The organism is Aliiroseovarius salicola, from assembly GCF_027891095.1.
GTDB lineage: Bacteria > Pseudomonadota > Alphaproteobacteria > Rhodobacterales > Rhodobacteraceae > Aliiroseovarius > Aliiroseovarius salicola.
Genome location: NZ_JAQIIO010000002.1, coordinates 33,938 through 57,085 on the forward strand (window position 1 = coordinate 33,938; position 23,148 = coordinate 57,085).

Annotated in this window: 23 protein-coding genes; 12 read left to right on the plus strand and 11 right to left on the minus strand. The window is 56.5% G+C overall.

What is annotated here, in order from left to right:
* Positions 1 to 32 precede the first annotated feature (32 nt).
* Together O2N63_RS03790 and O2N63_RS03795 are read right to left on the minus strand one after the other, a co-directional pair.
* On the minus strand, positions 33 to 593 hold the full coding sequence (locus O2N63_RS03790; protein WP_271052884.1) for a TetR/AcrR family transcriptional regulator: 561 nt from the start codon (positions 591 to 593) through the stop codon (positions 33 to 35).
* A 229-nt stretch (positions 594 to 822) separates the two neighbouring features.
* Positions 823 to 2,472, minus strand: a complete 1,650-nt coding sequence (locus tag O2N63_RS03795; protein WP_271052885.1) for an acyl-CoA dehydrogenase family protein — start codon at positions 2,470 to 2,472, stop codon at positions 823 to 825.
* Positions 2,473 to 2,677: 205 nt separating this feature from the next.
* On the opposite strand from O2N63_RS03795, the gene O2N63_RS03800 reads away from it, so the two are divergent.
* Positions 2,678 to 3,445 (plus strand): sulfite exporter TauE/SafE family protein, encoded by a 768-nt coding sequence (locus O2N63_RS03800; protein WP_271052886.1) that lies wholly within the window; start codon positions 2,678 to 2,680, stop codon positions 3,443 to 3,445.
* Here the strand turns inward: O2N63_RS03800 and O2N63_RS03805 are convergent.
* Positions 3,414 to 4,268, minus strand: a complete 855-nt coding sequence (locus O2N63_RS03805; RefSeq protein ID WP_271052887.1) for an alpha/beta hydrolase family protein — start codon at positions 4,266 to 4,268, stop codon at positions 3,414 to 3,416. The genes O2N63_RS03800 and O2N63_RS03805 overlap by 32 nt on opposite strands.
* 200 nt (positions 4,269 to 4,468) lie before the next feature.
* Positions 4,469 to 6,067 (minus strand): phosphoenolpyruvate carboxykinase, encoded by a 1,599-nt coding sequence (locus O2N63_RS03810; protein ID WP_271052888.1) that lies wholly within the window; start codon positions 6,065 to 6,067, stop codon positions 4,469 to 4,471.
* A gap of 405 nt (positions 6,068 to 6,472) precedes the next feature.
* Here O2N63_RS03810 and O2N63_RS03815 point away from each other — a divergent pair, with 405 nt between their 5' ends.
* From O2N63_RS03815 to O2N63_RS03845, 7 genes are read left to right on the plus strand one after another with little or no spacing between them, the layout of a single operon-like run.
* Positions 6,473 to 7,177 (plus strand): response regulator transcription factor, encoded by a 705-nt coding sequence (locus tag O2N63_RS03815; protein WP_271052889.1) that lies wholly within the window; start codon positions 6,473 to 6,475, stop codon positions 7,175 to 7,177.
* 21 nt (positions 7,178 to 7,198) lie between these two features.
* Positions 7,199 to 8,893: a sensor histidine kinase gene (locus O2N63_RS03820; RefSeq protein ID WP_271052890.1), complete on the plus strand. Its 1,695-nt coding sequence runs from the start codon at positions 7,199 to 7,201 to the stop codon at positions 8,891 to 8,893.
* The gene (locus tag O2N63_RS03825; protein ID WP_271052891.1) at positions 8,890 to 9,351 is read left to right on the plus strand and encodes an HPr kinase/phosphorylase; all 462 of its coding nucleotides are present in this window, start codon (positions 8,890 to 8,892) and stop codon (positions 9,349 to 9,351) included. The genes O2N63_RS03820 and O2N63_RS03825 overlap by 4 nt, the downstream gene beginning before the upstream one ends.
* Positions 9,341 to 10,270, plus strand: coding sequence for an RNase adapter RapZ (rapZ, locus tag O2N63_RS03830; RefSeq protein WP_271052892.1), 930 nt, complete (start codon positions 9,341 to 9,343; stop codon positions 10,268 to 10,270). Before O2N63_RS03825 ends, rapZ begins: the two co-directional genes overlap by 11 nt.
* Positions 10,267 to 10,668: a PTS sugar transporter subunit IIA gene (locus O2N63_RS03835; protein ID WP_271052894.1), complete on the plus strand. Its 402-nt coding sequence runs from the start codon at positions 10,267 to 10,269 to the stop codon at positions 10,666 to 10,668. The genes rapZ and O2N63_RS03835 overlap by 4 nt, the downstream gene beginning before the upstream one ends.
* Positions 10,665 to 10,937, plus strand: a complete 273-nt coding sequence (locus tag O2N63_RS03840; protein ID WP_271052895.1) for an HPr family phosphocarrier protein — start codon at positions 10,665 to 10,667, stop codon at positions 10,935 to 10,937. The genes O2N63_RS03835 and O2N63_RS03840 overlap by 4 nt, the downstream gene beginning before the upstream one ends.
* A 32-nt stretch (positions 10,938 to 10,969) precedes the next feature.
* Positions 10,970 to 11,866, plus strand: a complete 897-nt coding sequence (locus O2N63_RS03845; protein ID WP_271052897.1) for a lysophospholipid acyltransferase family protein — start codon at positions 10,970 to 10,972, stop codon at positions 11,864 to 11,866.
* A 49-nt stretch (positions 11,867 to 11,915) separates the two neighbouring features.
* Here O2N63_RS03845 and O2N63_RS03850 read toward each other — a convergent pair whose 3' ends face one another.
* Positions 11,916 to 12,791, minus strand: a complete 876-nt coding sequence (locus O2N63_RS03850; protein WP_271052899.1) for a 3-hydroxybutyryl-CoA dehydrogenase — start codon at positions 12,789 to 12,791, stop codon at positions 11,916 to 11,918.
* Between the two features lie 157 nt (positions 12,792 to 12,948).
* Here O2N63_RS03850 and O2N63_RS03855 point away from each other — a divergent pair, with 157 nt between their 5' ends.
* Positions 12,949 to 13,776: a DUF6473 family protein gene (locus tag O2N63_RS03855; RefSeq protein ID WP_271052900.1), complete on the plus strand. Its 828-nt coding sequence runs from the start codon at positions 12,949 to 12,951 to the stop codon at positions 13,774 to 13,776.
* Positions 13,777 to 13,845: 69 nt separating this feature from the next.
* Here the strand turns inward: O2N63_RS03855 and O2N63_RS03860 are convergent, their stop codons facing one another.
* From O2N63_RS03860 to O2N63_RS03885, 6 genes are all read right to left on the minus strand, one after another.
* Positions 13,846 to 14,775 (minus strand): electron transfer flavoprotein subunit alpha/FixB family protein, encoded by a 930-nt coding sequence (locus tag O2N63_RS03860; RefSeq protein WP_271052901.1) that lies wholly within the window; start codon positions 14,773 to 14,775, stop codon positions 13,846 to 13,848.
* A complete protein-coding gene (locus tag O2N63_RS03865; RefSeq protein ID WP_271052902.1) occupies positions 14,775 to 15,533 on the minus strand; it encodes an electron transfer flavoprotein subunit beta/FixA family protein in 759 nt (252 codons plus the stop codon). The genes O2N63_RS03860 and O2N63_RS03865 overlap by 1 nt, the downstream gene beginning before the upstream one ends.
* A 324-nt stretch (positions 15,534 to 15,857) precedes the next feature.
* Positions 15,858 to 16,430 (minus strand): cob(I)yrinic acid a,c-diamide adenosyltransferase, encoded by a 573-nt coding sequence (locus tag O2N63_RS03870; RefSeq protein ID WP_271052903.1) that lies wholly within the window; start codon positions 16,428 to 16,430, stop codon positions 15,858 to 15,860.
* Complete coding sequence (locus O2N63_RS03875) at positions 16,430 to 16,633, minus strand: twin transmembrane helix small protein (RefSeq protein WP_271052904.1); 204 nt, start codon at positions 16,631 to 16,633, stop codon at positions 16,430 to 16,432. The genes O2N63_RS03870 and O2N63_RS03875 overlap by 1 nt, the downstream gene beginning before the upstream one ends.
* Positions 16,634 to 16,790: 157 nt before the next feature.
* The gene (locus tag O2N63_RS03880) at positions 16,791 to 17,621 is read right to left on the minus strand and encodes an SDR family NAD(P)-dependent oxidoreductase (protein WP_271052905.1); all 831 of its coding nucleotides are present in this window, start codon (positions 17,619 to 17,621) and stop codon (positions 16,791 to 16,793) included.
* A 136-nt stretch (positions 17,622 to 17,757) separates the two neighbouring features.
* Positions 17,758 to 18,327 (minus strand): SH3 domain-containing protein, encoded by a 570-nt coding sequence (locus O2N63_RS03885; protein WP_271052906.1) that lies wholly within the window; start codon positions 18,325 to 18,327, stop codon positions 17,758 to 17,760.
* 120 nt (positions 18,328 to 18,447) lie between these two features.
* Between O2N63_RS03885 and parC the strand changes: the two genes are divergently transcribed.
* The 3 genes from parC to O2N63_RS03900 are packed head-to-tail and all read left to right on the plus strand — an operon-like array spanning position 18,448 to position 23,087.
* Positions 18,448 to 20,781, plus strand: a complete 2,334-nt coding sequence (gene parC / locus O2N63_RS03890; RefSeq protein ID WP_271052907.1) for a DNA topoisomerase IV subunit A — start codon at positions 18,448 to 18,450, stop codon at positions 20,779 to 20,781.
* 3 nt (positions 20,782 to 20,784) lie between these two features.
* Positions 20,785 to 21,963, plus strand: a complete 1,179-nt coding sequence (locus O2N63_RS03895) for a DUF898 family protein (protein ID WP_271052908.1) — start codon at positions 20,785 to 20,787, stop codon at positions 21,961 to 21,963.
* Positions 21,960 to 23,087 (plus strand): M48 family metallopeptidase, encoded by a 1,128-nt coding sequence (locus O2N63_RS03900; protein ID WP_271052909.1) that lies wholly within the window; start codon positions 21,960 to 21,962, stop codon positions 23,085 to 23,087. Before O2N63_RS03895 ends, O2N63_RS03900 begins: the two co-directional genes overlap by 4 nt.
* The last annotated feature ends 61 nt before the right edge of the window (positions 23,088 to 23,148 follow it).

Consider the following 23,148-nt stretch of genomic DNA (forward strand, 5'->3'; position numbering starts at 1 on the left):
CCGCGCGGGGCCAAGGGGTTTGAGATCACAATTCAGGCATCGCGAAGCGCCAGAAGGGCGGCCATGAGCGTGCTCATCGCATCCCGATTTTCAGCATTGCCGTTGGAAGGCAGGCTGCCTAGTCCAATACAAGCGCCGTAGATGAGTCGGGCAAATTCCGGGTTTGTCAGCTCCAGATCTGACAATGCTTGTTCCAGATGAGCCAGACGACTTTGATCAATTCGACCTACGGCCTCCGCCACTCCCTGGTTTTCTTGCGCCCAGGCGCGGATGGCGGGTTCAGCACTATTACCATCCTGTGTGACGTCACTGGCCATCGCAATTTCACCCAAAAGATAAAGGCGACGGACAGGATCTTTCTCAGCGGCAAGCCCTTCCGAGATCGTGTTTTTGGCATGGTTTTCCCAAGAGGACAGCATCTTGGAATGGAAGTCTGGAATGTCTTTGAAATGCCAGTAGAACGATCCCTTGGTGGTGCCCATCTCCCTCGCCAGAGGTTCAGCTTTTAAAGCCTTTGGGCCGCTACTGATCAGGGCGCGAAAACCTGCTTCGACCCAATCTTCGCCATTCAAACGCGTTCGTGTGCCTGTCATGTTCTCCGCCCTGCGCTCTTGTAGTGTTTGACTAGCGGTGCTGTTGGCCCTTCGCAAGACCATGGGGAGTGTATTGTGTATTTGGGTATGCGCCTTATCAGCGCAGGCTTAACTCGTCGTTGCCAGCACGTGTTGCCGAAATGAAAAGGGCCACCTGTTGGCGGCCCTGATGTTTGTTTGGGAGTGTCCTCGGATGAGCGAAGAATGCGGGAGCAGAGCTGCTCCTCGCTTACCCCAGAAGACGCCGCGCAATCACTTGCGCTTGGATCTCGGCAGCGCCTTCGAAGATGTTCAGGATGCGTGCGTCACAAAGTACGCGACTGATCTGGTACTCTAGGGCAAAGCCGTTGCCACCATGGATCTGCAACGCGTTATCTGCACAAGCCCAGGCCACGCGGGCACCAAGCAGCTTGGCCATCCCAGCTTCTAGGTCACAACGCTGATCGTGGTCTTTTTCCCATGCCGAGAAGTAGGTCAGCTGACGTGCAATCATAATCTCAACCGCCATCATCGCGAGTTTGTTGGCCACACGCGGGAAGTTGATCAGCGACTTGCCGAACTGCTTGCGGTCCTCGGCATATTGCATGCCGATCTCCAGGGCATTCTGGGCAACGCCGATGGCGCGGGCCGCGGTTTGGATGCGGGCCGCTTCAAAGGTTTTCATCAGCTGTTTGAAGCCTTGTCCTTCTTCCCCACCCAGCAGGTTTTCGCCTTTGACCTTGAACCCGTCAAAACCAAGTTCGAATTCCTTCATGCCACGATAGCCCAGCACTTCAATCTCGCCACCGGTCATGCCTTCGGTCGGGAACGGGTTTTCATCGTCGCCCGGCGTTTTCTCGGCCAGGAACATCGACAGGCCGCGGTGGTCTTTGCTGTCGGGATCAGTGCGGGCCAAAAGGGTCATGACATGGGTGCGGGCGGCGTGGGTGATCCAGGTCTTGTTGCCCGTCACCTCGTAATCGCCATTGGCGTTTTTCACCGCACGCGTGCGCAGGCTGCCAAGGTCGGACCCGGTGTTGGGTTCAGTGAAAACGGCGGTTGGCAGAATTTCGGCAGACGAGATTTTCGGAAGCCACTGTTCTTTCTGCTCATCCGTGCCGCCTGCAAGGATCAGCTCTGCCGCGATTTCTGACCGGGTACCAAGGGAACCCACACCGATATAGCCGCGGCTGAGTTCTTCCGAGACCACAACCATCGACGCCTTCGACAAGCCCAGCCCGCCATATTCCTCGGGGATGGTCAGGCCAAAGACACCCATCTCGGCCAGCTCTTCCAGGATTTCCAGCGGGATGTAGTCATCTTTCAGGTGCCAGTCATGGGCATTGGGGGCGACACGTTCATCGGCATAGCGACGGAACTGCTCGCGGATCATCTCCAGTTCTTCATCAAGCCCCGTGGCCCCAAAGGTTGCGTGGCCGGCATTGTCGCGCATCAGCTCAACAAGCCGGTTGCGGGCGGCTTGGGAGTTGCCATTGGCGACCAGCGAGTTGATCGCGTCGGTTTCGAGCCCGGCACCATCCACGCCCATATCCGACAGACGCGCCATTTCGTTCTGGCTCATCATCATCCCACCCTTGATCTGGGCGAGGTATTCGCCAAAGGCGATTTGCAGAAGCAGGGTTTCCATTTCATCCAGCTGACCGGCCTCATTGAGGCGCGTGGCCCAGGCGTTCATCTGGCGCAGGCTTTCTGTATAGGTGGCCAGCCAGGATAGCGCGTGGGCGGCGGCCTGATGCTCTTCAAGCTTCGCGCCGGAGATGTGGTCTCCGTCTGCGACCAAGTCACGAACCGAAGATTTGGCGGCGTCAAACAGGGTCTCAACCGGGGCAAGGGCCTCACCGGTCAGGTTGAGGATATTGTCGATCAGGGCGCTCATCATACTGTCTCCTGTATGCGGGTCATGCGGGCGGTCAGGCGGATTCGCCCTCCCGTCAAACTTCTCAGTTACCGGATATCCATTTTGCAGGTGCAGCGCAATAAAAATGCGCATGCAGCATAAAATTCGCACAATTATGACGTTGCGAGATGGCGCATGCAGGCGCTGCACTTCTGTTGTATGAGGGGGATAGGTGCAGGAGAATGAAATGGGAATTGTCGCGGATTTACCCATCTGGATGCTTTTTCTGGCGGTCGGCGTGGCCCTGAGTGCGGGTTTCGTGAAAGGAGCCGTCGGATTTGGCTTGCCGTTGATCATGATCTCGGGTTTGGCGATTACCCTGCCCGCAGAAATAGCTCTGGCCGCTTTGATTCTGCCAACCGTTGTCACCAATCTGTGGCAGAGCTTGCGCCAGGGGCTCAGAGCCGCGATGGAGGCGGTCGGCAAATACAAGCTTTTTCTGACTAGTTTTCTTGTAGTTATTATGTTGTCCGCTCAGTTGGTTCGGGTCTTGCCGCAAAACGTTTTGTTTATCGCCATTGGTGTGCCAATTGTCCTTCTTTGCTTGGTGCAATTGCGTGGATGGTCTCCAAACCTGAAACCAGAAAACCGGCCGCGGGATGAAAGTGTCGTTGGCGCAATTGCTGGGTTTATTGGCGGCATATCCGGCGTCTGGGGGCCGCCCACCGTTGCCTATCTGACCGCCGTCAACACGCCAAAGGCTGAGCAGATGCGGGTACAGGGAGTGATCTATGGGGTCGGGGCTGTTGCCTTGGTTGCGGCGCATCTGAAATCGGGTGTTTTTAATTCTCAGACCGCACCACTGTCCGCACTTTTGCTGTTCCCTGCGGTGATCGGCATGATGATTGGTGGGCGGTTTCACGACGCCATGCCACAGGCCACGTTCAAACGGGTGACATTGGTGATTCTGACGGTTTTGGGTCTTAACCTGATCCGAAAGGGACTGATGGGTTAGCACCTATCACTGTGGGCCACATTGCTGCATTGCGGCGTGAAAAGATGGCAGTGTGCCCCACCTTTTCCAAGCCGAAAATTTCGGGCTTTAGCACCACATGTTCATGCGGACAGAACGGATAGCGCTCGGCCAATCGGGACACCACAGGGGGTGGCACAGAGGCATCATCGCTGACACCAACCGTGCGTAGGGGGCAGGCAAGACCAGTGGGGCGCGGCTGCGGCAGATCTGGCTCGCTTAGGTCGAACCCGCGGGTTGTACACCAGTGTTTCAACTGCCTGAACACCGGTCCCGGCAGGTCGCTACCCAATCCGGACAAGCGCCCCGGCACATATCCCAATGCTGCCATCGACATGGGTCCAATTCCAAACCACAGAGCGCGGACCAGCGCTTGGTGAGGCCATGGATGGTCGCAAGTGTGAACCGGGCCTGAGCAGACCGCAATGATGTGGGAAATCTCTTCTGTACGCGTTTGGCGCGCCAGCATCAGCCCGCCAAGGGAATGGCCAATCACCCAGATCGGTAGCCCCTTGCTGCGGACTGACACCCAATCCCGTGCCGCCTGCTGGTCTGCAATGCCCCAATCCGCCAGAGACGCAGTGGCATGGCGGATATGCCCTTTGGTCGAGGCCCCGAAGTCGCGATAGTCATATGTCAGGCAGCTGACCGACTGCTCTGTGGCAAGCCACTTGGCAAAGTGGCGATAAAACCGGTGTGGCACCGCAGTGGCCCCGTGCAGAACAGCAACCGCGCGGGGCGCGCGCGCCGGATACCAGCTGCCACGCAGTTCTGCTGGGCCGGGAATGACGACCTCATTGTTCATGGTAAAACTGTGCAGAGTGGACGGTGTTTGGTAAATCCTGACCAGACGTCATGGGGTGTGACGTCAATCTCATCTCTGGGGTCCATCAATTGCACCTAGTGAGCCGTCACAATGAGATATGATCTTTTGGATGCGGAAAATAAAAAAAGCCGCTCTGTGCAACACACAGCGCGGCTTTCCTGTCTTTTTATAACGGGCTGTTAGCCCAGGGCGACGGCCTTTACATCATCATCGATGTCACCCTCGTACTGGGTGAAGTTTTTGGCAAACATCTCGACCAGTTTCTGGGCCTGCGCGTCATAGGCGCTGGCGTCATCCCATGTGCGACGCGGATCCAAGAGCAGATCGGCAACGCCTGCGACCTTGACGGGAACCTCAAAGCCGAAGTTTTCATCTTTGCGGAATTCAGCGTCGGCCAGCGACCCGTCCAGAGCGGCCGTCAGCAAGGCGCGAGTGGCACGGATCGGCATACGCGAGCCAGTGCCGTAAGCGCCGCCAGTCCAACCAGTGTTGACCAGCCAGCAGGTTGCGCCGTGTTTGGCGATCTTGTCGCGCAGAAGCGCACCATACTCGGCCGGACGGCGCGGCATGAAGGGCGCACCAAAGCAGGTCGAGAAGGTCGGCTCGGGTTCCGTCACACCTTTCTCGGTGCCAGCCACCTTGGAGGTGAAGCCCGAGAGGAAGTGATACATTGCCTGCGCCGGGGTCAGGCGGGCAATCGGAGGCAGCACGCCGAACGCATCACAGGTCAGCATAATGATGTTCTTGGGGTGCCCGCCAATGGCCGATTTCGATGCGTTCGAGATATAGTGCAGCGGATAGGCGCAGCGCATGTTTGCGGTCAGGCTGTCGTCTTCGAAGTCCAGTTCGAGGGTTTCCTCGTCATAGATCATGTTCTCGATCACAGTGCCGAATTTCTCGGTTGTGGCGTAGATTTCTGGTTCTGCTTCGGCCGACAGGTTGATTGTCTTGGCATAGCAGCCACCTTCGAAGTTGAAGGTGCCGGTGTCCGACCAGCCATGTTCGTCGTCACCGATCAGGGTGCGCGAGGGATCGGCTGACAAAGTGGTTTTACCTGTGCCAGACAGGCCAAAGAAGATTGCAGTGTCGACCGGGTTGCCATTGGCGTGGTTGGCCGAGCAATGCATCGGCATGATGCCTTTTTCAGGCAGCATGTAATTCAGCAGCGAGAAAACAGATTTCTTGTTTTCACCGGCATATTCGGTGCCGCCGATCAGGATCAGCTTGCGGTCGAAGTTCAGCGCGATCACTGTTTCCGAGCGGCATCCATGGCGTTCGGGGTTCGCGTTGAAGGTCGGGCAGTTGATGATGGTGAATTCAGGGTCGAACTCGTCCAGTTCATCGCGGTCCGGGCGACGCAGCAGGTGACGGATGAACAGGTTGTGCCAGGCCAGTTCCGAGACCACGCGCACATCGAGACGATGCGCGGGGTCCGCGCCACCGAACAGGTCCTGTACGAAATAGTCGCCGTCTTTCATGTGCTCAAGCATATCTTCGTAAAGCACGTCAAATTTGGCCGGGTCCATCGGCGGGTTGTTTTCCCACCAGATATGCGGCTCGACGCTGGGGGTTTTCACGACAAACTTGTCCTTGGGCGAACGGCCCGTGTGTTTGCCCGTCGTGACCAGGAAGGCGCCGCCTTTGCCCAGTTTGCCTTCGTCGCGCTTCAGCGCGGCTTCGACAAGGGCCGGCTCCATCAGGTTGTAATAGACATTGCCCAGCCCGGTGATGCCTTGATCTTCCAAGCGGCGTGCTGGGTTTACCCGTCCAATGGTCATAGATTTGCTCCTGTCGCCGGTCCGTGGTCTCCCCCGGCGTTTCTGTCCACATGAAAGCGTATGGTCTGTCCGGGACTGGTTGTCAGGCTCCGGCCACACGCGCCACCCTCATGTGAACGAGGGCGGTGAGGGCGCTATAGCATGGCGCGGATAAAAGGGAACAGGTGGCAAAGTAGCAGTTTGCGCAAACAGGGCGGTGTTTGCGCAAACTGTCGCATGAATGGGCGGTCATGGCCCTTATGTTAGGTGAGGCATATTCGCCATGATTTTACACTTTATAGGATTCAATATCGTCTGAACCCGGTCTGATTCGCAGTTCTTTGTTGATTCTCAAGGCTGAAAACGGGAATATGCGGGAAATAAGACCAAACAAAAATTGAAACGAGCAGCACGAGGAGAGCACCGATGTCGAGGATCGCTCTTGTTGACGACGACCGAAACATTCTTACGTCGGTGTCAATGACACTCGAGGCGGAAGGCTTCGAGGTCGAAACTTATAATGATGGTCAGACCGCATTGGAGGCGTTCACAAAGCGAATGCCCGATATGGCTGTTCTGGATATCAAGATGCCAAGAATGGACGGGATGGATCTGTTGCAACGGTTGCGCCAGAAAACATCTACGCTTCCAGTGATCTTCCTGACCTCGAAAGATGATGAGATCGACGAGGTGTTGGGCTTGCGCATGGGGGCGGATGACTATGTGACCAAACCCTTCTCGCAGCGCCTTCTGGTTGAACGCATCCGGGCGCTTCTGCGCCGTCAGGAAGTGCGGGCCAAGGATGAAATCGGTGATGTCGAGGAGAGCAAGATCCTGGATCGCGGTGATCTGATCATGGACCCGCTGCGCCATTCGGTGGCCTGGAAGGGCAAGGATGTGGCCCTGACAGTGACCGAATTTCTGCTTTTGCAGGCGTTGGCCACCCGCCCGGGATTTGTCAAAAGCCGGGATCAGCTGATGGACGTGGCCTATGATGATCAGGTCTACGTGGATGACCGGACAATTGACAGCCACATCAAACGCCTGCGGAAAAAGATGCGGACAGCGGATTCGGATTTCTCAGCGATTGAGACCCTATACGGGATAGGCTATCGCTATAACGAAGAATAAGGGCACGGACTGGGGAAGACGTTGCGCGATACCAAACAATCATCAAGCTCGGATGTTGTCATCGGTGAGGACTGGGTTGCGCCCCAGAACACCGTCGAAACCGAGCTGCGCAACAGACGTGCGCGGCGCGGACTGATTTCGATCAACCGTTCCCCATTGGCCCGCAAGATTATCACGTTCAACCTGATAGGGCTACTGGTTCTGGTGGCAGGCGTGCTGTATCTAAATCCGTTCCGCGATAGCCTCGTTCTCCAGCGCGAAGGCGGATTGGTGATTGAGGCAGAGCTGATCGCAGATGTGTTTGAAGCCCAGCTTCAGGGGGATATCTCCTTGAAAGACGGGTTGAACATCCCGGAAACCCTGTCTCAGATTTCCCTGCCGGAAGGGGTCGAAGCGTTTGTGTTCGATGCGGATCAGACCCTTCTGGCCAGTTCAACTGGCCAACCACGCGCAGCCACCTTGCCGTTCAGTGGATTGGAACCCGATGGAAGTTCGACGATCATCACCGATCTGCTCAACAACCTCTGGGAAGGCATTTCATCACTTCTCTCCGTCGGGCAAGACACCGCAACTCCTCTGGACCGAGAAGCGATCGTTCGGGAACTGTTGGGTGGCACCTTGTCTGGAGCGACTCAGGTCGCCCCAGGTGTGGAAAGCGAAGGCGGAACGATTTTCTCTGTTGCCACTCCGATCCTGAAAGATGGAACAGCAATCGGCGCCTTGGCAATTTCCACGGCTGCGGGAGAGCTGGATCAGCTGGTGCGCAATGAGCGCGAACAGCTGTTTCAGATGTTTGTGATTGCCATTCTCGTGTCGATCGGCCTGAGCCTGTTGCTTGCCTCGACCATTGCAAATCCGCTTTCGGATCTGGCGGCAGCAGCTGAACTGGGTCGCGACAAGAATGCCAAAAAGGTCAATCCGGGGCGGGTACGTATTCCGGATCTGTCGGGACGTCCCGATGAGATCGGTCGTCTTTCCGGAGCGTTGCGCGGAATGGTGGCGGCACTTTATGACCGGATCGATTCAAACGAACAGTTTGCCGCGGACGTTGCTCATGAGATCAAGAACCCGCTGGCCTCCCTGCGTTCTGCCATCGGCACGTTGCGCGTCGCCAAGAAAGAAGAGCATCGCACCAAACTTCTGGACGTGATCGATCATGATGTGCGTCGCCTGGATCGGCTCGTCAGCGATATTTCCAACGCGTCCCGGCTTGACAGTGAGTTGGTGAAGGAAGAAGAGGACGCCTTCAATCTTCTGAAAATGCTGGGCAATCTGACCGAATATCTGGGCAACGAAGCGAATGAAAAAGGGGTCGATTTTATCACCGACCTTCCAGCCCAGCCAATTGTCATCAATGGGCTTGAGGCACGTCTGGCGCAGGTTTTCGTGAACCTCATCTCCAATGCGCTAAGTTTCTGCGAAGATGGGGATGCCATCCGGGTTTGGGCCCGCAAGCGCGACAATCGCGTGCTGGTGGTTGTGGAAGACACCGGACCGGGCATTCCCGATCAGGCATTGACCAAAGTGTTCAAACGTTTCTATTCCGAGCGACCCGAAAAGCAGTTTGGCAATAACTCCGGGCTGGGATTGGCGATTTCAAAACAGATTGTCGAAGCACATGGCGGCGTGATCTGGGCGGAAAATATCCGTCCGACAGATGCTGATGTGACTTCGGAACCATTGGGTGCCCGCTTTGTCGTGGGCTTGCCAGTGTGAGCGATACAGCCCATGTGCTGACAACGGACGCGCGCGGCTTTCTTCATGCAACAACTGTCTCTATCGCCGGGCAAGGGGTCATGTTGATCGGACCGTCCGGTTCGGGAAAATCATCTCTTGCGCTGGAATTGATTGGGCTTGGGGCGAAACTTGTTGCCGATGACCTGACCCGCGTGGCCTCTGGAGCGGAAACTCCGACAGCCTACGCACCCGACAAAATGGCTGGATTGATCGAAGCCCGCGGGCTGGGGTTGATCCATGTTCCCCATGTGCTCTCCGCTCCCGTCAAGCTTGTGGTGGACCTGTCGCAGGTGGAGCAAGAGCGCCTTCCACCGTCACGCCCCGTCACTTTTGTGACAAATCAGCCGGTTAGAACCGTTTGGCGGGTTGACGACACCGCCTTTCCAAGTGCCATATTTCACATGGTGAAGTTTGGTGGACACGAGTATGGACGATAGCTCGGACAGAACAGATACGATTGAAAGTGTTCCCCCGATCCTGTTGGTCACTGGACCTTCGGGTGCAGGTCGCAGTACGGCCATTCGGGTGCTTGAAGATGCTGGATATGAGGTTATTGATAATCTGCCTTTGTCGCTCGTACACCGAGTCCTGACAGGTCCTGCATTGACCCATCCGATTGCATTGGGGGTGGATGTGCGCAACCGGGATTTCTCGACCGAGATGATGCTGGAAGTGATCGAGGACCTGCGCGAAGACCCACGCTATCGGATGGAATTGCTTTATCTGGATTGCTCTCAGGATGTGCTGGTCCGACGTTACTCGGAAACGCGGCGGCGCCATCCTCTTGCGCCATCGGAAACTCCGGTCGACGGGATTTTGCGTGAAGAACAGTTGCTGGAACCCGTGCGCAGCCGGGCGGATATCCTGATCGACACATCTGAACTGTCGCCACATGATCTGAAGGAAGAGCTGCTGCGCTGGCTTTCCGTGTCTGGGTCTGACCTGCTTGCGGTCTCTGTCCAATCGTTCAGCTATAAACGAGGGGTTCCGCGTGGGTTGGATCTGGTGTTTGATGCCCGGTTTTTGCGAAATCCGCATTGGGATCCCGAGCTGCGTGGATTGACCGGCCGTGATCAGCAGGTGGCTGACTATGTTGCGGAGGATGCCAGATTTGGTCCATTTTTCGAGAAAGTATCAGATCTGGTCGATTTTCTTTTGCCGGCATATGGTGAAGAGGGAAAATCACACCTGTCCATCGGAATTGGCTGCACCGGGGGAAAACATCGTTCGGTTGCCCTGACGGAAAGACTGGCAAAGGCCCTTGCACATAAGGGCTGGCAGGTGTCAATTAGGCACCGTGAATTGGAGCGCCCGCTCGGCGGACAGGCTCAGGATGTATCGGGGAAACGCGCGTGATCGGAATTGTGATCGTCGCACATGGCGGATTGGCCGGGGAATATCTGGCCGCGGTCGAACATGTTGTTGGCCGTCAGGAAGGTGTTGTCGCAATTTCGACCACCGCCGAACTGGATCGCGAGGCCAAGCAGAACGAGATCAGCGCCGCTGCCGACAGTGTCGATCAGGGGGATGGCGTTGTGGTTGTGGTGGATATGTTTGGCGGCTCTCCGTCCAACCTGTCGCTGCCAGCCTGTCGCAAAAATGATCGCCGGATCCTGTACGGGGCTAACCTTCCTATGTTGGTGAAATTGGCAAAATCGCGCCACCTTCCGGTTGAGCGCGCAACAGAAATGGCCCTCACTGCGGGGCGCAAGTATATTGATTGCATCAACGCGGGTCAGGAGAGATTTACATGAGCAACAACCGGATCCTGGAGATCATCAATGTGAAGGGATTGCACGCCCGTGCGTCGGCGAAGTTTGTCGAGACGGTGGAAAATCACGACGCACATGCGCGTGTTGAAAAGGACGGGATCGAGGCGGAAGGGGATTCTATTATGGGTCTTTTGATGCTGGCGGCTTCTCAGGGCACCAACATTCAGGTGGAAACCTCAGGCCCAGAGGCTGGAAAGCTGATGGAAGCACTGGACGCATTGATTGCAGATAAATTTGGAGAAGGAATGTAAGCCGTTAGGTTTGCTCAAGTAGGTAAAGTGTATTGGTTCAATCGAATTTAACATCTGGTCAGGAAGGCCGTGAACAATCCGTATCGTACAATCATTATGATCGGAGCAGCCTGACCTATGCCAATACTTTCAACAACCCGACACAGGCCAAGGCGATCAGGGCCATCGAATGGATGACCGGCAAAATCACCATCATCCGGATGGTGCGTCGGCTCGAAAAGGAAGGCGCCCCCAAGGGGCAGGCATTCTGGAAAGCCTGCCTTGATGTTATGGGCATCCCGATCGAGACACCCGAGAAAGAACTCGATCATATCCCTGTTGACGGGCCGGTTGTTGTTGTCGCGAACCACCCTCGCGGGTTGGTTGATGGAATGATCCTTGCCGAACTTATTGGCCGGCGCCGCAACGACTATCGCATTCTCACCCGGTCGGTCCTTGATGGGATCGATAAAGTCGCCTCCAGCTATATGATACCCGTGCCATTTGTGCATGACCCCGATGCGCAGAAAAAAATGGTCGAGATGCGGGCCGAATCTATGAAATGGCTGAAACAGGGGGGGCTGATTTCCCTCTTCCCATCCGGTGTTGTGGCTTCAAGTGACACGCTGATGGGGCAGGCTATAGAACGGGATTGGAACGTCTTTACTGCACAGATGATCCGTAGGTCCGGTGCGCGTGTGGTGCCGATTTACTTCCCCGGATCAAATTCGCGCTGGTATCAGATCGCCAGCCGATTGTCTGCGACGGTGCGTCAGGGGTTGCTCTTGCATGAGATTGTCGACAGCTGCAACCAGCCACAACGCCCGATTGTCGGGCCTCCATTGACGGATCAACAGATGGAGTTGCTTTCCAGCGATCCACGCGGGTTCATGTCCTGGCTCAGAAAGCACACTCTCGAATTGGGAAACCATCAGGACACAAAGTCCTGATGCCCTGAAGTGGTCGGAGGCGTGTCAGGGCCTCCGTGTATTAGCTTGATCAGCGGGTGGGAACCGGTGTTTCCCCGCGATAGTCATAAAACCCGCGCTGGGTTTTGCGCCCCAACCAACCTGCTTCGACATATTTTGTCAGCAACGGGCACGGGCGATACTTGGTGTCGGCCAATCCTTCATGCAGAACATTCATGATCGACAAACAGGTATCGAGCCCAATGAAATCTGCAAGTTCCAGTGGACCCATCGGGTGGTTTGCCCCCAGCTTCATGGATTGATCGATGCATTGAACAGAGCCAACCCCTTCATAAAGCGTATAGACGGCTTCGTTGATCATCGGCATCAGGATCCGGTTGACGATGAAGGCCGGGAAGTCTTCCGCACTCGCAGCGGTTTTATTCAGGCGGTTCACCACTTCGAGACAGGCCTTATAGGTCTCATCGTCGGTGGCAATACCACGGATCAGTTCGACCAATTGCATGACCGGAACCGGATTCATGAAGTGGAAGCCCATGAATTTCTCGGGTCGATCGGTCCCCGAAGCCAGACGCGTGATCGAGATGGAAGACGTGTTTGAGGTCAGAATGGTCTCGGGTTTCAGGTGCGGCAACAGCGTGTCGAAGATCTGCTTCTTCACCTCTTCCTTTTCGGTCGCAGCTTCGATGACCAGATCCGTCTGACCCAGGTCGGTGAGCGTCAAAGTCGTTTCAATCCGTGCCAGAGCATTTTCCTGATCCTCAGACGAGATCGCGCCTTTGGTAATCTGGCGCCCCATATTCTTGGCAATGCGGGCCATGGCCGCGTCCAGACTGTCTTGGCTGATGTCATTCAACAGAACCTGATAGCCTGCCAACGCAAAGACATGGGCAATCCCGTTGCCCATCTGACCAGCGCCAACAATTCCTACTCTTTCGATGCTCATGCTCACCCTTTCCTCGTTGCGCGAACACTAGGGGGACGGGAAGAGAGGGACAAGCCCTAAGCAAATCCTAACAGATTTGATCTCATTGTCCGGTTAGTAAAATCTCAAGACCTCTGAGCGACTCTCCTTTTTGGGTGAAAATTTGGAGTGGGTGAAAATGGCCTATCAATCGCTTGGCGAGAAATCGCTGGAGTATTTTCCGTGCCGTTATGGGGCGTCTAAAATTCTGTTTCGTGGTCCAAAACGCGATCTGAAAAGGGATTACATTGCCGTGATGGGCGGCAGTGAAACCTATGGGAAATTTGTCGAACATCCCTATCCGGAACTGATGGAGGGTCTGTTGGGGAGGCAAGTGGTCAATTTTGGGTGTATGAACGCAGGTGTGGATGTCTTTATTCACGAGCACACGATCTTGGAGGCCTGTGGTCGGTCCAGCCTGACAGTTCTGCAAGTGCCGGGGGCTGTTAATCTGTCAAATCGGTTCTACGTTGTGCATCCTCGCCGAAATGATCGTTTCGTACGTGCGTCAAACATGTTGAAGTCCATCTATCAGGATGTGGATTTCACCGAATTCAATTTCACGCGTCACATGCTGCAAACCCTCCAGGACAGCTCAGCTGAAAAATTTGCGATGGTTGAAGCAGAGCTGAAAACGGCTTGGGTGTCGCGGATGAAATCGTTGGTGGCTCGGATTGAAAGCCCTCTGGTTCTTCTTTGGTTATCTGAACGGGGTTTGGCCGACCACTGTCCCAAGGGTATCCTTGGAACGGATCCAGCAATGGTGGACGAAGAGATGATCAACGAAATCCGTCCCTTTGTTCGGGACATCGTCGAGGTGGTCGTTTCGCCGGAAGATATTGCGTTTGGTCAGCAGGATTTGGTTTATCCTGAGATGGACGGGGCGGCTGCAGGCTGCATGTTGGGCGTTGTGGCGCACGATTTGACGGCGGACGCTTTGGTGGGCAGCATCCGTGTGCAGGGTTAACCAGATCAGAGTTTGAAACGCATAAGGCCCGCCGATTGGCGGGCCTTTTGTTCGCGTGTTCCGCCTGGTTTAACCGAGTTTTTCGGTGAGCGCGGGTACCGCTTCGAACAGGTCGGCAACCAGACCGAAGTCTGCAACCTGGAAGATCGGTGCTTCTTCGTCTTTGTTGATCGCAACGATGATCTTCGAGTCCTTCATGCCAGCAAGGTGCTGGATCGCGCCCGAGATGCCCACGGCGATGTAAAGCTCTGGTGCGACGACCTTACCGGTCTGACCCACTTGCCAGTCGTTCGGGGCATAGCCCGAGTCGACCGCAGCACGTGAGGCACCCACAGCGGCGTTCAGCTTGTCGGCAAGAGCTTCGATCAGTTTGAAGTCTTCTTCCGATCCAACACCACGGCCGCCAGATACAACCACACCGGCCGAGGTCAGCTCGGGGCGGTCGCTTTCGGCAACCTTGTCTTCAACCCATTCGCTGAGGCCGGGGTTGTCGGCAGCTGAAACGGTTTCAACCGAAGCCGAACCGCCTTCGCCAGCAGCGTCGAAGGTCGAGGTGCGGAAGGTGATAACCTTCTTGGCGTCGTTCGACTTCACGGTCTGCACGGCGTTGCCGGCATAGATCGGGCGTTCGAAGGTGTTGGCGTCAACCACACCTGAAGCGTCCGAGATCACCATTACGTCCAGAAGGGCTGCCACGCGGGGCATCACGTTCTTGGCGTCGGTGGTGGCCGGGGCCACGATATGCTCGTAATCGCCAGCAAGCGAGACGATCAGGGCTGCGGTTGATTCCGCCAGGCGGTGACCCAGCGATGCATCTTCGGCAACCAGAACCTTGGCCACACCGTCGATCTTGGCAGCGGCTTCACCGGCTGCGGCGGCGGTGCCACCAGCGGCCAGAACGGTCACGTCACCCAGCGACTTCGCGGCGGTGACAGCTTTGGCGGTGGCGTCCAGCGCCAGTTCACCATTGTTGACTTCTGCGAGAAGAAGAACAGCCATTATACAGCCCCCGCTTCTTTGAGTTTCTCAACCAGCTCGTCGACCGAACCCACAATGATGCCTGCGTCGCGGGCGGCAGGTTCGGTGGTCGAAACGATTTCCAGGCGCGGTGTGACGTCAACGCCGTAATCGGCGGCGGTTTTCTCGTCCAGCGGCTTTTTCTTCGCTTTCATGATGTTCGGAAGCGAGGCATAGCGCGGCTCGTTGAGGCGCAGGTCTACGGTCACGATGGCCGGCATCGATACCTTGATGGTCTGCAGACCACCGTCCACTTCGCGGGTCACAACGGCTTTGTCGCCTTCAATGTCCAACTCGGACGCGAAAGTGCCTTGCGACCAACCCAAGAGCGCCGACAGCATCTGGCCGGTGGCGTTCATGTCATTGTCGATGGCTTGCTTGCCAGCCAAAACCAGGCCGGGCTGCTCTTCCTCAACAACTTTCGCAAGGATTTTGGCAACGGCCAGTGGTTCGATGTCGGTGTGAACATCGTCAGCTGCGTTTACCAGAATGGCGCGGTCAGCGCCCATGGCCAGAGCGGTGCGCAGGGTTTCCTGAGCTTGCTTGACCCCAATCGAAACCACGACGATCTCGTCAGCCTTACCGGCCTCTTTCAGGCGAATGGCCTCTTCGACGGCAATCTCGTCAAAGGGGTTCATCGACATTTTCACGTTGGCAAGATCGACACCCGATCCGTCCGCTTTTACACGAACTTTCACGTTGTAGTCGATCACGCGCTTAACAGGTACAAGCACCTTCATTGGCGTGTCTCTCCCAGTTATGCCCCGCAGGGCGGTCATGCTCTCGCGACACGTTTAACGAGTCGGGGCCATCAAAAACAGCGCAAAATCGTCACGTCTTGTTCCAACGACGCCGCGTTTTTTGTTTTTGGGGGAGATTCTTTACGAGAATGTTTCTGGGAACGACGGAAAAATGCGGGAAATGGTCAAAACCCACCCGTCTTGCCGACGGTGCTGTCTAATCATTGATGTTGAAAAAACGTCACTCGCGATTGGCGCCCGGCCATGCTGGCCTGGGCTCCGCCCTTCCGGTTGCCACAATGTCCACTGGACATTGTTCCACTTTCAGCGGTTCGCACCCGGAACCCACAGCACATCCGCTTTGCCGTCGTCATTTGCGACTCGCGCTGCGACGAAGCACCAGTCGGACAGGCGGTTGAGGTATTTGACGGCTACCGGGTTCACGTCTTCACTTGCCGCCAGTTCTGTGGCCAGACGTTCGGCGCGGCGCGACACTGTGCGTACCATATGGAGATGGGCAGCCAGAGGCGTGCCGCCGGGCAGGATGAAGCTGCGCAGAGGCTCCAGCACTTTGTTCATCACGTCAATCTCGGCCTCAAGTCGATCAACCTGTTCTTGCGCCATACGGAGCGGTGGATAGTCTGCCTCGGCGTCTTTCTCCATCTCGGGGCGGCATAGGTCTGCGCCGAGATCGAAGAGGTCATTCTGGATCCGGGCGAGTGCTGCGTCCACGTCGCTTTCGGCATGCAGGCGCGCGATTCCAATCACCGCGTTGGTTTCATCCACGGTGCCATAGGCAGTTACGCGGGCGTCGTGTTTGGCCCGACGCGAGCCATCTCCAAGCGCCGTTTCACCCTTGTCGCCGGTCCGAGTGTAGATTTTGTTCAGAACAACCATCAATTGCCTCCGCGCAGCCAGATGAACAGCAGTATAAGCACAATTGCCACCGCTTGCGCATAGATACGGTAGCGCATGAAACGATTGGAGTGCTTTCGCGCCACTTTACCCCCCACGCCAAACGTACCGATTCCCATCAACAGGATGATCAGCACCGCGGCTACAGCCACGATCACAAGAATGAAAAGCGGGTCATTGAGCATGAGTGTCTCCGGTAGTTTCCAATTGGATAGCGCCCGCCCGGATAAAAGGCGAGGGCGAAGTTGCGGCGCTGGACGGGCAGGGGCCTTGCCCCTCTTGGCTGCGCCAATTCACCCCAGGATATTTAAAGCAAGAGGAAAAAGGACGCGGGCACCGATATCAGCCGTTGGGGGTGAGGCGATCCAGCATACGGGTTGAAAGGACACGACGCGCCATGCCCGCAATATAGGTGGCGCGGGTGACATAGTAGCGTGGGCGCGGACGGGCGTGTTCCAACGCATGGACCAGCTTGTCGGTCACGGCTGACGGGGGCAGCTCAAACGGGTCGGGGTTGCCGCTGTCGTCGTAGAGGCGTTCGCGCAGTTTGCTGTAAAGTCCCGCACGCGGGCTGTTTTCCCAGTCGATCCAGCGTTCGAAATGCGTTTGAGCGTTTTCTCTGATACGTGTCGTGATCGGACCGGGTTCAATCAGCGATACGTGAATGCCGGTGCCCCGCATTTCCAACCGCAGCGTGTCGGACAACCCTTCGAGGGCAAATTTGGTTGAGCTATACGCTCCGCGCCAGGGCAGAGCGGCAAGGCCCAGAACCGAGGAGTTATTGATAATCCGCCCATGCCCCTGCTCTCGCATCACTGGGAGTGCGAGGCGAGTCAGGTGATGATAGCCAAAGACATTCACCTCGTAGATTTCCCGCAGTGCCTGGGTGGGTACATCTTCTACGGCGCCAGGGATGACATAGGCCCCATTGTTAAAGAGGGCGTCCAACCGGCCTGAGCTGCGCGACAAGACCTCTGCCATTGCGGCATCGATGGATCCCGGGTCGGCATAGTCAAGATGCAGGCTTTCCAAGCCTTCACCGCTCAGCCGCTCGACATCTTTTGGTTGGCGGCATGTGGCAAACACGCGCCATCCACGTTTGTTCAATGCATGGGCAGCATCATATCCGATCCCTGAGGAGCAGCCTGTAATGAGAATGGTTCTTTGAGTCATGAGCAAGAACTGACAAGTCCTGTCACAGGCGTCAACGAAAAAGCTGGGATGATATATCGAAGTACGGCTTTTCCCAATGGACACCGCCTACGATCGAGTTGCTCGACCGTAGCGTGGTTTCTTTCTTTGGTTCTGATCAGCGTGACGCTGACAGGAATCGTGACGCCATAAAGCCGCGCTGGCCAGTTTCGACAACTTTGATCTGTGACCAGCCGGGGCCTGCGTCCCCGATCTCTAATACCGCCATGCCATGTGTCAGGCGCCCGACGATCCCGTTGCGCGTGGATGGCCCGGCACGCAGGTTTACGGCGCTGGCAGATACATATTTGGTGGCGAACGGATATTTGGTGGCGAACGGGCTGTCGCTTTGTAGAGATGCGTCAATTGCCACTGGCGCATCCTTTGCCATTGCCTTTGCTGTGGCAATCGCTTTGGCAACCTGGCTGTCTGGGGCTGGTGGCGATATTTTAGTGGCGACTTTCAGCGTTGGCACGGCAACCGATTTCGGTGTCGAGATGTTTTTGGTCAGCGCGGCAGGCACCAACACCGGGACTGAAACGGAGGCAGACACAGTTTCGATTGTCTCCGCTTTGATTTCCGGTTCCAAACCCAACCTATCCGTTGGGAGGTTTTCATCTCGACCGTAGTGCATCATGGCCGCACCAAGAGCGCCGGCAGTCAGAAAAGATAGTTTAATAATTCCCATAACATTCCCCTCAAAGTGGGTAATAAATACATCGAGCTTTAAAAAAAATTACGGGGAGCATATGACAAGTTTCCCCTCAAGCAGCTTTACCCTCACACAAGCAATCGATACACAAACAGTATGACAGATTTGACCGAAAATCACAACGAGAAGAGCCAGTCGATTTCCGAGCCGTTGCGCCGGGCAATCGGGGAACGCTACCTGACTTACGCCCTTTCGACCATCATGCACCGCGCCCTGCCGGACGCACGCGATGGGTTGAAGCCAGTGCATCGACGCATCCTTTACGCGATGAGCCGATTGAAGCTGGCATCTGGCGGTAAGTTTCTGAAATCCGCGAAGATTTCCGGCGACACGATGGGGGATTTCCACCCCCACGGGGATGCGGCGATCTATGATGCCATGGCACGTCTGGCGCAGGATTTTGCGGTGCGATATCCGCTTGTGGATGGTCAGGGGAACTTCGGCAATATCGACGGCGACAACCCCGCCGCCAGCCGCTACACCGAAGCGCGGATGACCTTCATTGCCGAGGCGATGTTGCAGGGGCTGGATGAAAATGCGGTCGATTTCCGCGACAATTACGATGGTCGCCTGACCGAACCGGTGGTCCTGCCGGCGGAGTTTCCGAATCTGTTGGCGAATGGCGCGGCGGGCATCGCAGTTGGCATGGCCACCAATATTCCGCCGCATAACATTTCGGAACTGATCGACGCCTGCCTGCATCTGATCAAAGTGCCGGATGCGCGCGACGACACGCTTTTGAACTACGTGCCGGGGCCGGACTTCCCGACTGGCGGCGTGATCGTCGAACCGCGTGAAAACATCGCCAACGCCTATCGCACCGGGCGGGGCAGCTTCCGCTTGCGCTGTAAATGGGAGATCGAGGACCTGGGCCGCGGCCAGTGGCAGGTTATCGTGACCGAAATCCCCTATCAGGTGCAGAAATCCAAGCTGATCGAAAAGATCGCTGAGGTGATTCAGACCAAGAAAGTGCCGATCCTGGCCGACATCCGCGACGAATCGGCGGATGACATTCGCATTGTGCTGGAGCCGAAGTCGAAAAACGTGGATCCCGAGTTGCTTATGAACATGATGTTCCGCAACTCGGATCTGGAAACGCGCTTCTCGCTCAATATGAACGTGCTGATCGACGGGGTCACGCCCAAGGTCTGTTCAATGAAAGAGGTGCTGCGCGCCTTTCTTGATCACCGGCGCGAGGTGCTGGGGCGCCGCTCTGTGCACCGGATGGAAAAGATCGACCACCGCCTTGAGGTGCTCGAAGGCTTTATCATCGCCTTCCTCAATCTCGACCGCGTGATCGATATTATCCGTTATGATGACGACCCTAAGGCCGCCCTGATGCGCGAGACTTGGGGCAGTGAATTCACGCGTGCCATGTCGGAAGAGGATTACATCTCGCCCAAACCGGGCTCGGGTGAACTGACCGAAGTGCAGGCTGAAGCGATCCTGAACATGCGTCTGCGCAGTCTGCGTCGTCTTGAAGAAGTCGAGCTTGTCAAAGAACGCGACAAGCTGATGGAAGAGCGGGCCGGGCTTGAAGATTTGCTGGCGTCTGAGGATCTGCAATGGGGCAAGATCGCCGAGCAGCTCAAACTGTCCAAGAAAACCTTTGGCAAGGATCATGAAGGTGGAGCGCGCCGCACGCAATTTGCCGAGGCCGCAGAGGTCGAAGACGTGCCGCTTGAGGCGATGATCGAGAAGGAACCGATCACCGTGGTCTGCTCGAAAATGGGTTGGATCCGCGCCATGTCGGGCCATATCGATCTGTCGCGCGAGCTCAAGTTCAAGGATGGCGACGGGCCGCGTTTCATTTTCCACGCCGAAACCACGGACCGGCTTTTGGCTTTTGATTCAAACGGCAAGTTCTTCACCGTCTCCGCCGCCAACCTGCCCGGTGGGCGCGGCATGGGTGAACCGCTGCGTTTGATGGTGGACCTTCCTAATGAGGCCGAGATTGTTGATCTCTTCATTCACCGTCCGGGTGGCAAGCTGATTGTCGCGTCGAATGAGGGCAACGGATTTGTGGTCAATGAAGACGATGTGCTGGCCCAGACCCGCACCGGTAAACAGGTTCTGAATGTGGGTGATGGCCACGCCAAGGTCTGCATTCCTGTCTCAGGCGATCATGTGGCGGTTGTTTCGGAGAATCGCAAACTTCTGGTTTTCCCACTGGAAGAGCTGAATGAAATGACTCGTGGCAAGGGTGTCAGGTTGCAGAAGTACAATTCGGCACGTGGCAAGCAGGGGGTTTTGGAGCTGGATGGCGGACTGTCCGACATCAAATCCTTTGCCCTGGAAGAGGGTCTGACCTGGCCTGCTGCCGGGGAGCGCACCCGCACCGAAACGGATCTTTCCCAATGGCTGGGCAAGCGCGCAAGCGTGGGCAAAGCCCCACCGCACGGTTTCCCGCGTAACAACAAGTTCGAGTAACAGATGCCGCCCCGTATTTTACCAGTTCACTATGCGGGGCGCGCTGGCCCGCTGTTTTTTCTGGCGCTGAAAACCGGGTTTTTCACATTGCTGACGCTGGGCATGTATCGTTTCTGGGCGCGCACGCGTTTGCGCCGCTATTTCTGGAGCGCCATTCGTCCCGGTGGGATTCCGATGGAATATGTGGGCGACCCGATCGAAAAACTGCTTGGGTTCCTCGTCGCCGTGGTGATCATGGCGTTCTACATCGGTGTGGTGAACCTGATCCTGATGTATTTCAGCTTTGCGTTTTTCCAGGGCAATGAACTGGCCTATGTGCTGAGTTTCGTTGGCCTCATCCCGCTTTACTTTTATGCGGCCTACCGCGCCCGGCGCTATATCCTTGCCCGCACGCGCTGGCGGGGTATTCGATTTGGGATGGAGCAAGGGGCCTGGGGCTATGCGCTTCGCTCGATGGCCCACTGGGGGCTTGCGATTGTCACGCTTGGGCTAACCTTCCCACTCACCCGGTTGTGGCTTGAGAAATTCCTGACAAATCGCAGCTATTTTGGGGATCAGCAAATCAAGCAGGGAGGAGAACACTTCCTGCTCTACGGGGCAATGAAGCACGTCTATTACCCCATCATTCTGACCGGGGTTGCTGGCGTGATGACATGGGCTTTTGACAACCCGGTCTGGCTTGCGCTCATGCTTCTGACGGCCCCATGGGTGATCTTTGGCTGGGCTTATTGGAAAGCGGAGAGCTTCCGCCGCATGATTGAAACCAAAGAGGTGGGGCAAATCCGCTTCCGCTCAAAGCCGCGCGCGGGCCGGGTACTTGGAATCTACCTCTTGGGAGGTGTGATCCTCAATATCGTGCTCAGTGCCCTGATGATCATCATCGCTGCACTGGCGTTTGTGGTGATGGGCGGGGCTGATATTTTTGATCTGGGAGATCTCGAACAAATCGAACAAATGTCGGCTGTGACTGTACCCGTGATCGTGGCAGGGTATTTTCTTGTCTTCGTGACCATGGGGGCCGCTTCCAAGGCAATCTTCACCTTGCCGCTTGCCGCGCATTTCGCGGAAGTGACACAGGTGATTGACCCCGGCGAGCTTGCCACCATTCGCCAGCGAGACCGAGACGAATTTGCCGAGGCTGAAGGCTTTGCTGACGCGCTGGACGTGGGGGCTGCGATATGAGCGAGACACAGGTGCAGTTTCAGGTGGAGTTTGATGGTTTCGCCGATTGTGTTGCGGGGCACCGCGCCGTTCTCACACGGGTAGGTCTTCGCTGCTCGGCCACAGGGCTTGAGCTGCATATGCCCGATGGTTCTGTATGCCAGTGGCGTTGGGAAGATATCAGGGCTCTGCGGGATCAGGCAGATCGCGACGGGTTGGTCCTGTTTCAAAAAGGGGCCGTGCTGGCTCGATTGATCTTGCCGAAAGGAGAGCTGGCTGACACGATCAAATCCTGCGCCCCTTCTTTGTCCAAACGCGCCCACCCGGTGCCTTGGCGCAAGCTGGTCACCTGGTCTGCGGGGGCGGTTGCGTCGGTTGCTGCGATTATATTTGTGCTGGTGCCCCTGATGGCGGCGCAGCTTGCCGATATCCTGCCACCCGAGGGGGAAAAGGCGCTGGGCGACACAACGCTCGCGCAGATTCGTCAGGTTCTGGGTGAAGCTGAAGTTCAGGTTGCGACATGCAATGGGGCAGGGGGGCTTGCCGCACTCGATCACCTGCACAGAAGGTTGCTGCCCGAAGAGGATCTGCCCTATCCGGTTGATATCCATGTCTTTGATCACGATCTGGTCAATGCCTTTGCGCTGCCCGGAGGACATGTGATCCTGTTTCGAGGGCTGATCGAAGCAGCAGAAGGGCCTGATGAGGTTGCGGCCGTTCTTGCCCATGAAATCGGCCATGTGGTGGGGCGTGACCCCACCCGTGATGCGTTACGCTCTGCCGGATCCATCGGTGTTTTGGGGCTGCTCTTCGGAGATTTTGCGGGGGGCACGGTTGTGCTGTTCCTTGCAAATCAGATGATCAATGCAAGCTATAGTCAGGCGGCGGAAACAGCGGCGGATGAATATGCCCATAACGTGCTGGAGCGCGAAGGCATATCGCCCGCATCGCTTGGCACATTTTTTCAGCGTCTCAAGGATCAATATGGCGATGCGGAAGGGCTGCTGGCGCATCTGAGCACCCACCCGCAGCTTGAAAAGCGCATTCTTGCAGCTGGGGCCGCCGTGGATGGTACAAAAGCATATACCCCTTCAATGGGCCGCGCGGATTGGGACGCGGTCCGGACCATGTGCGGTGTTCGGTAAACCCTAATCATCCTGAGAGGATCCGATTGAGCATGGTCGGGACGGCTCCGGTCCGTTGCCG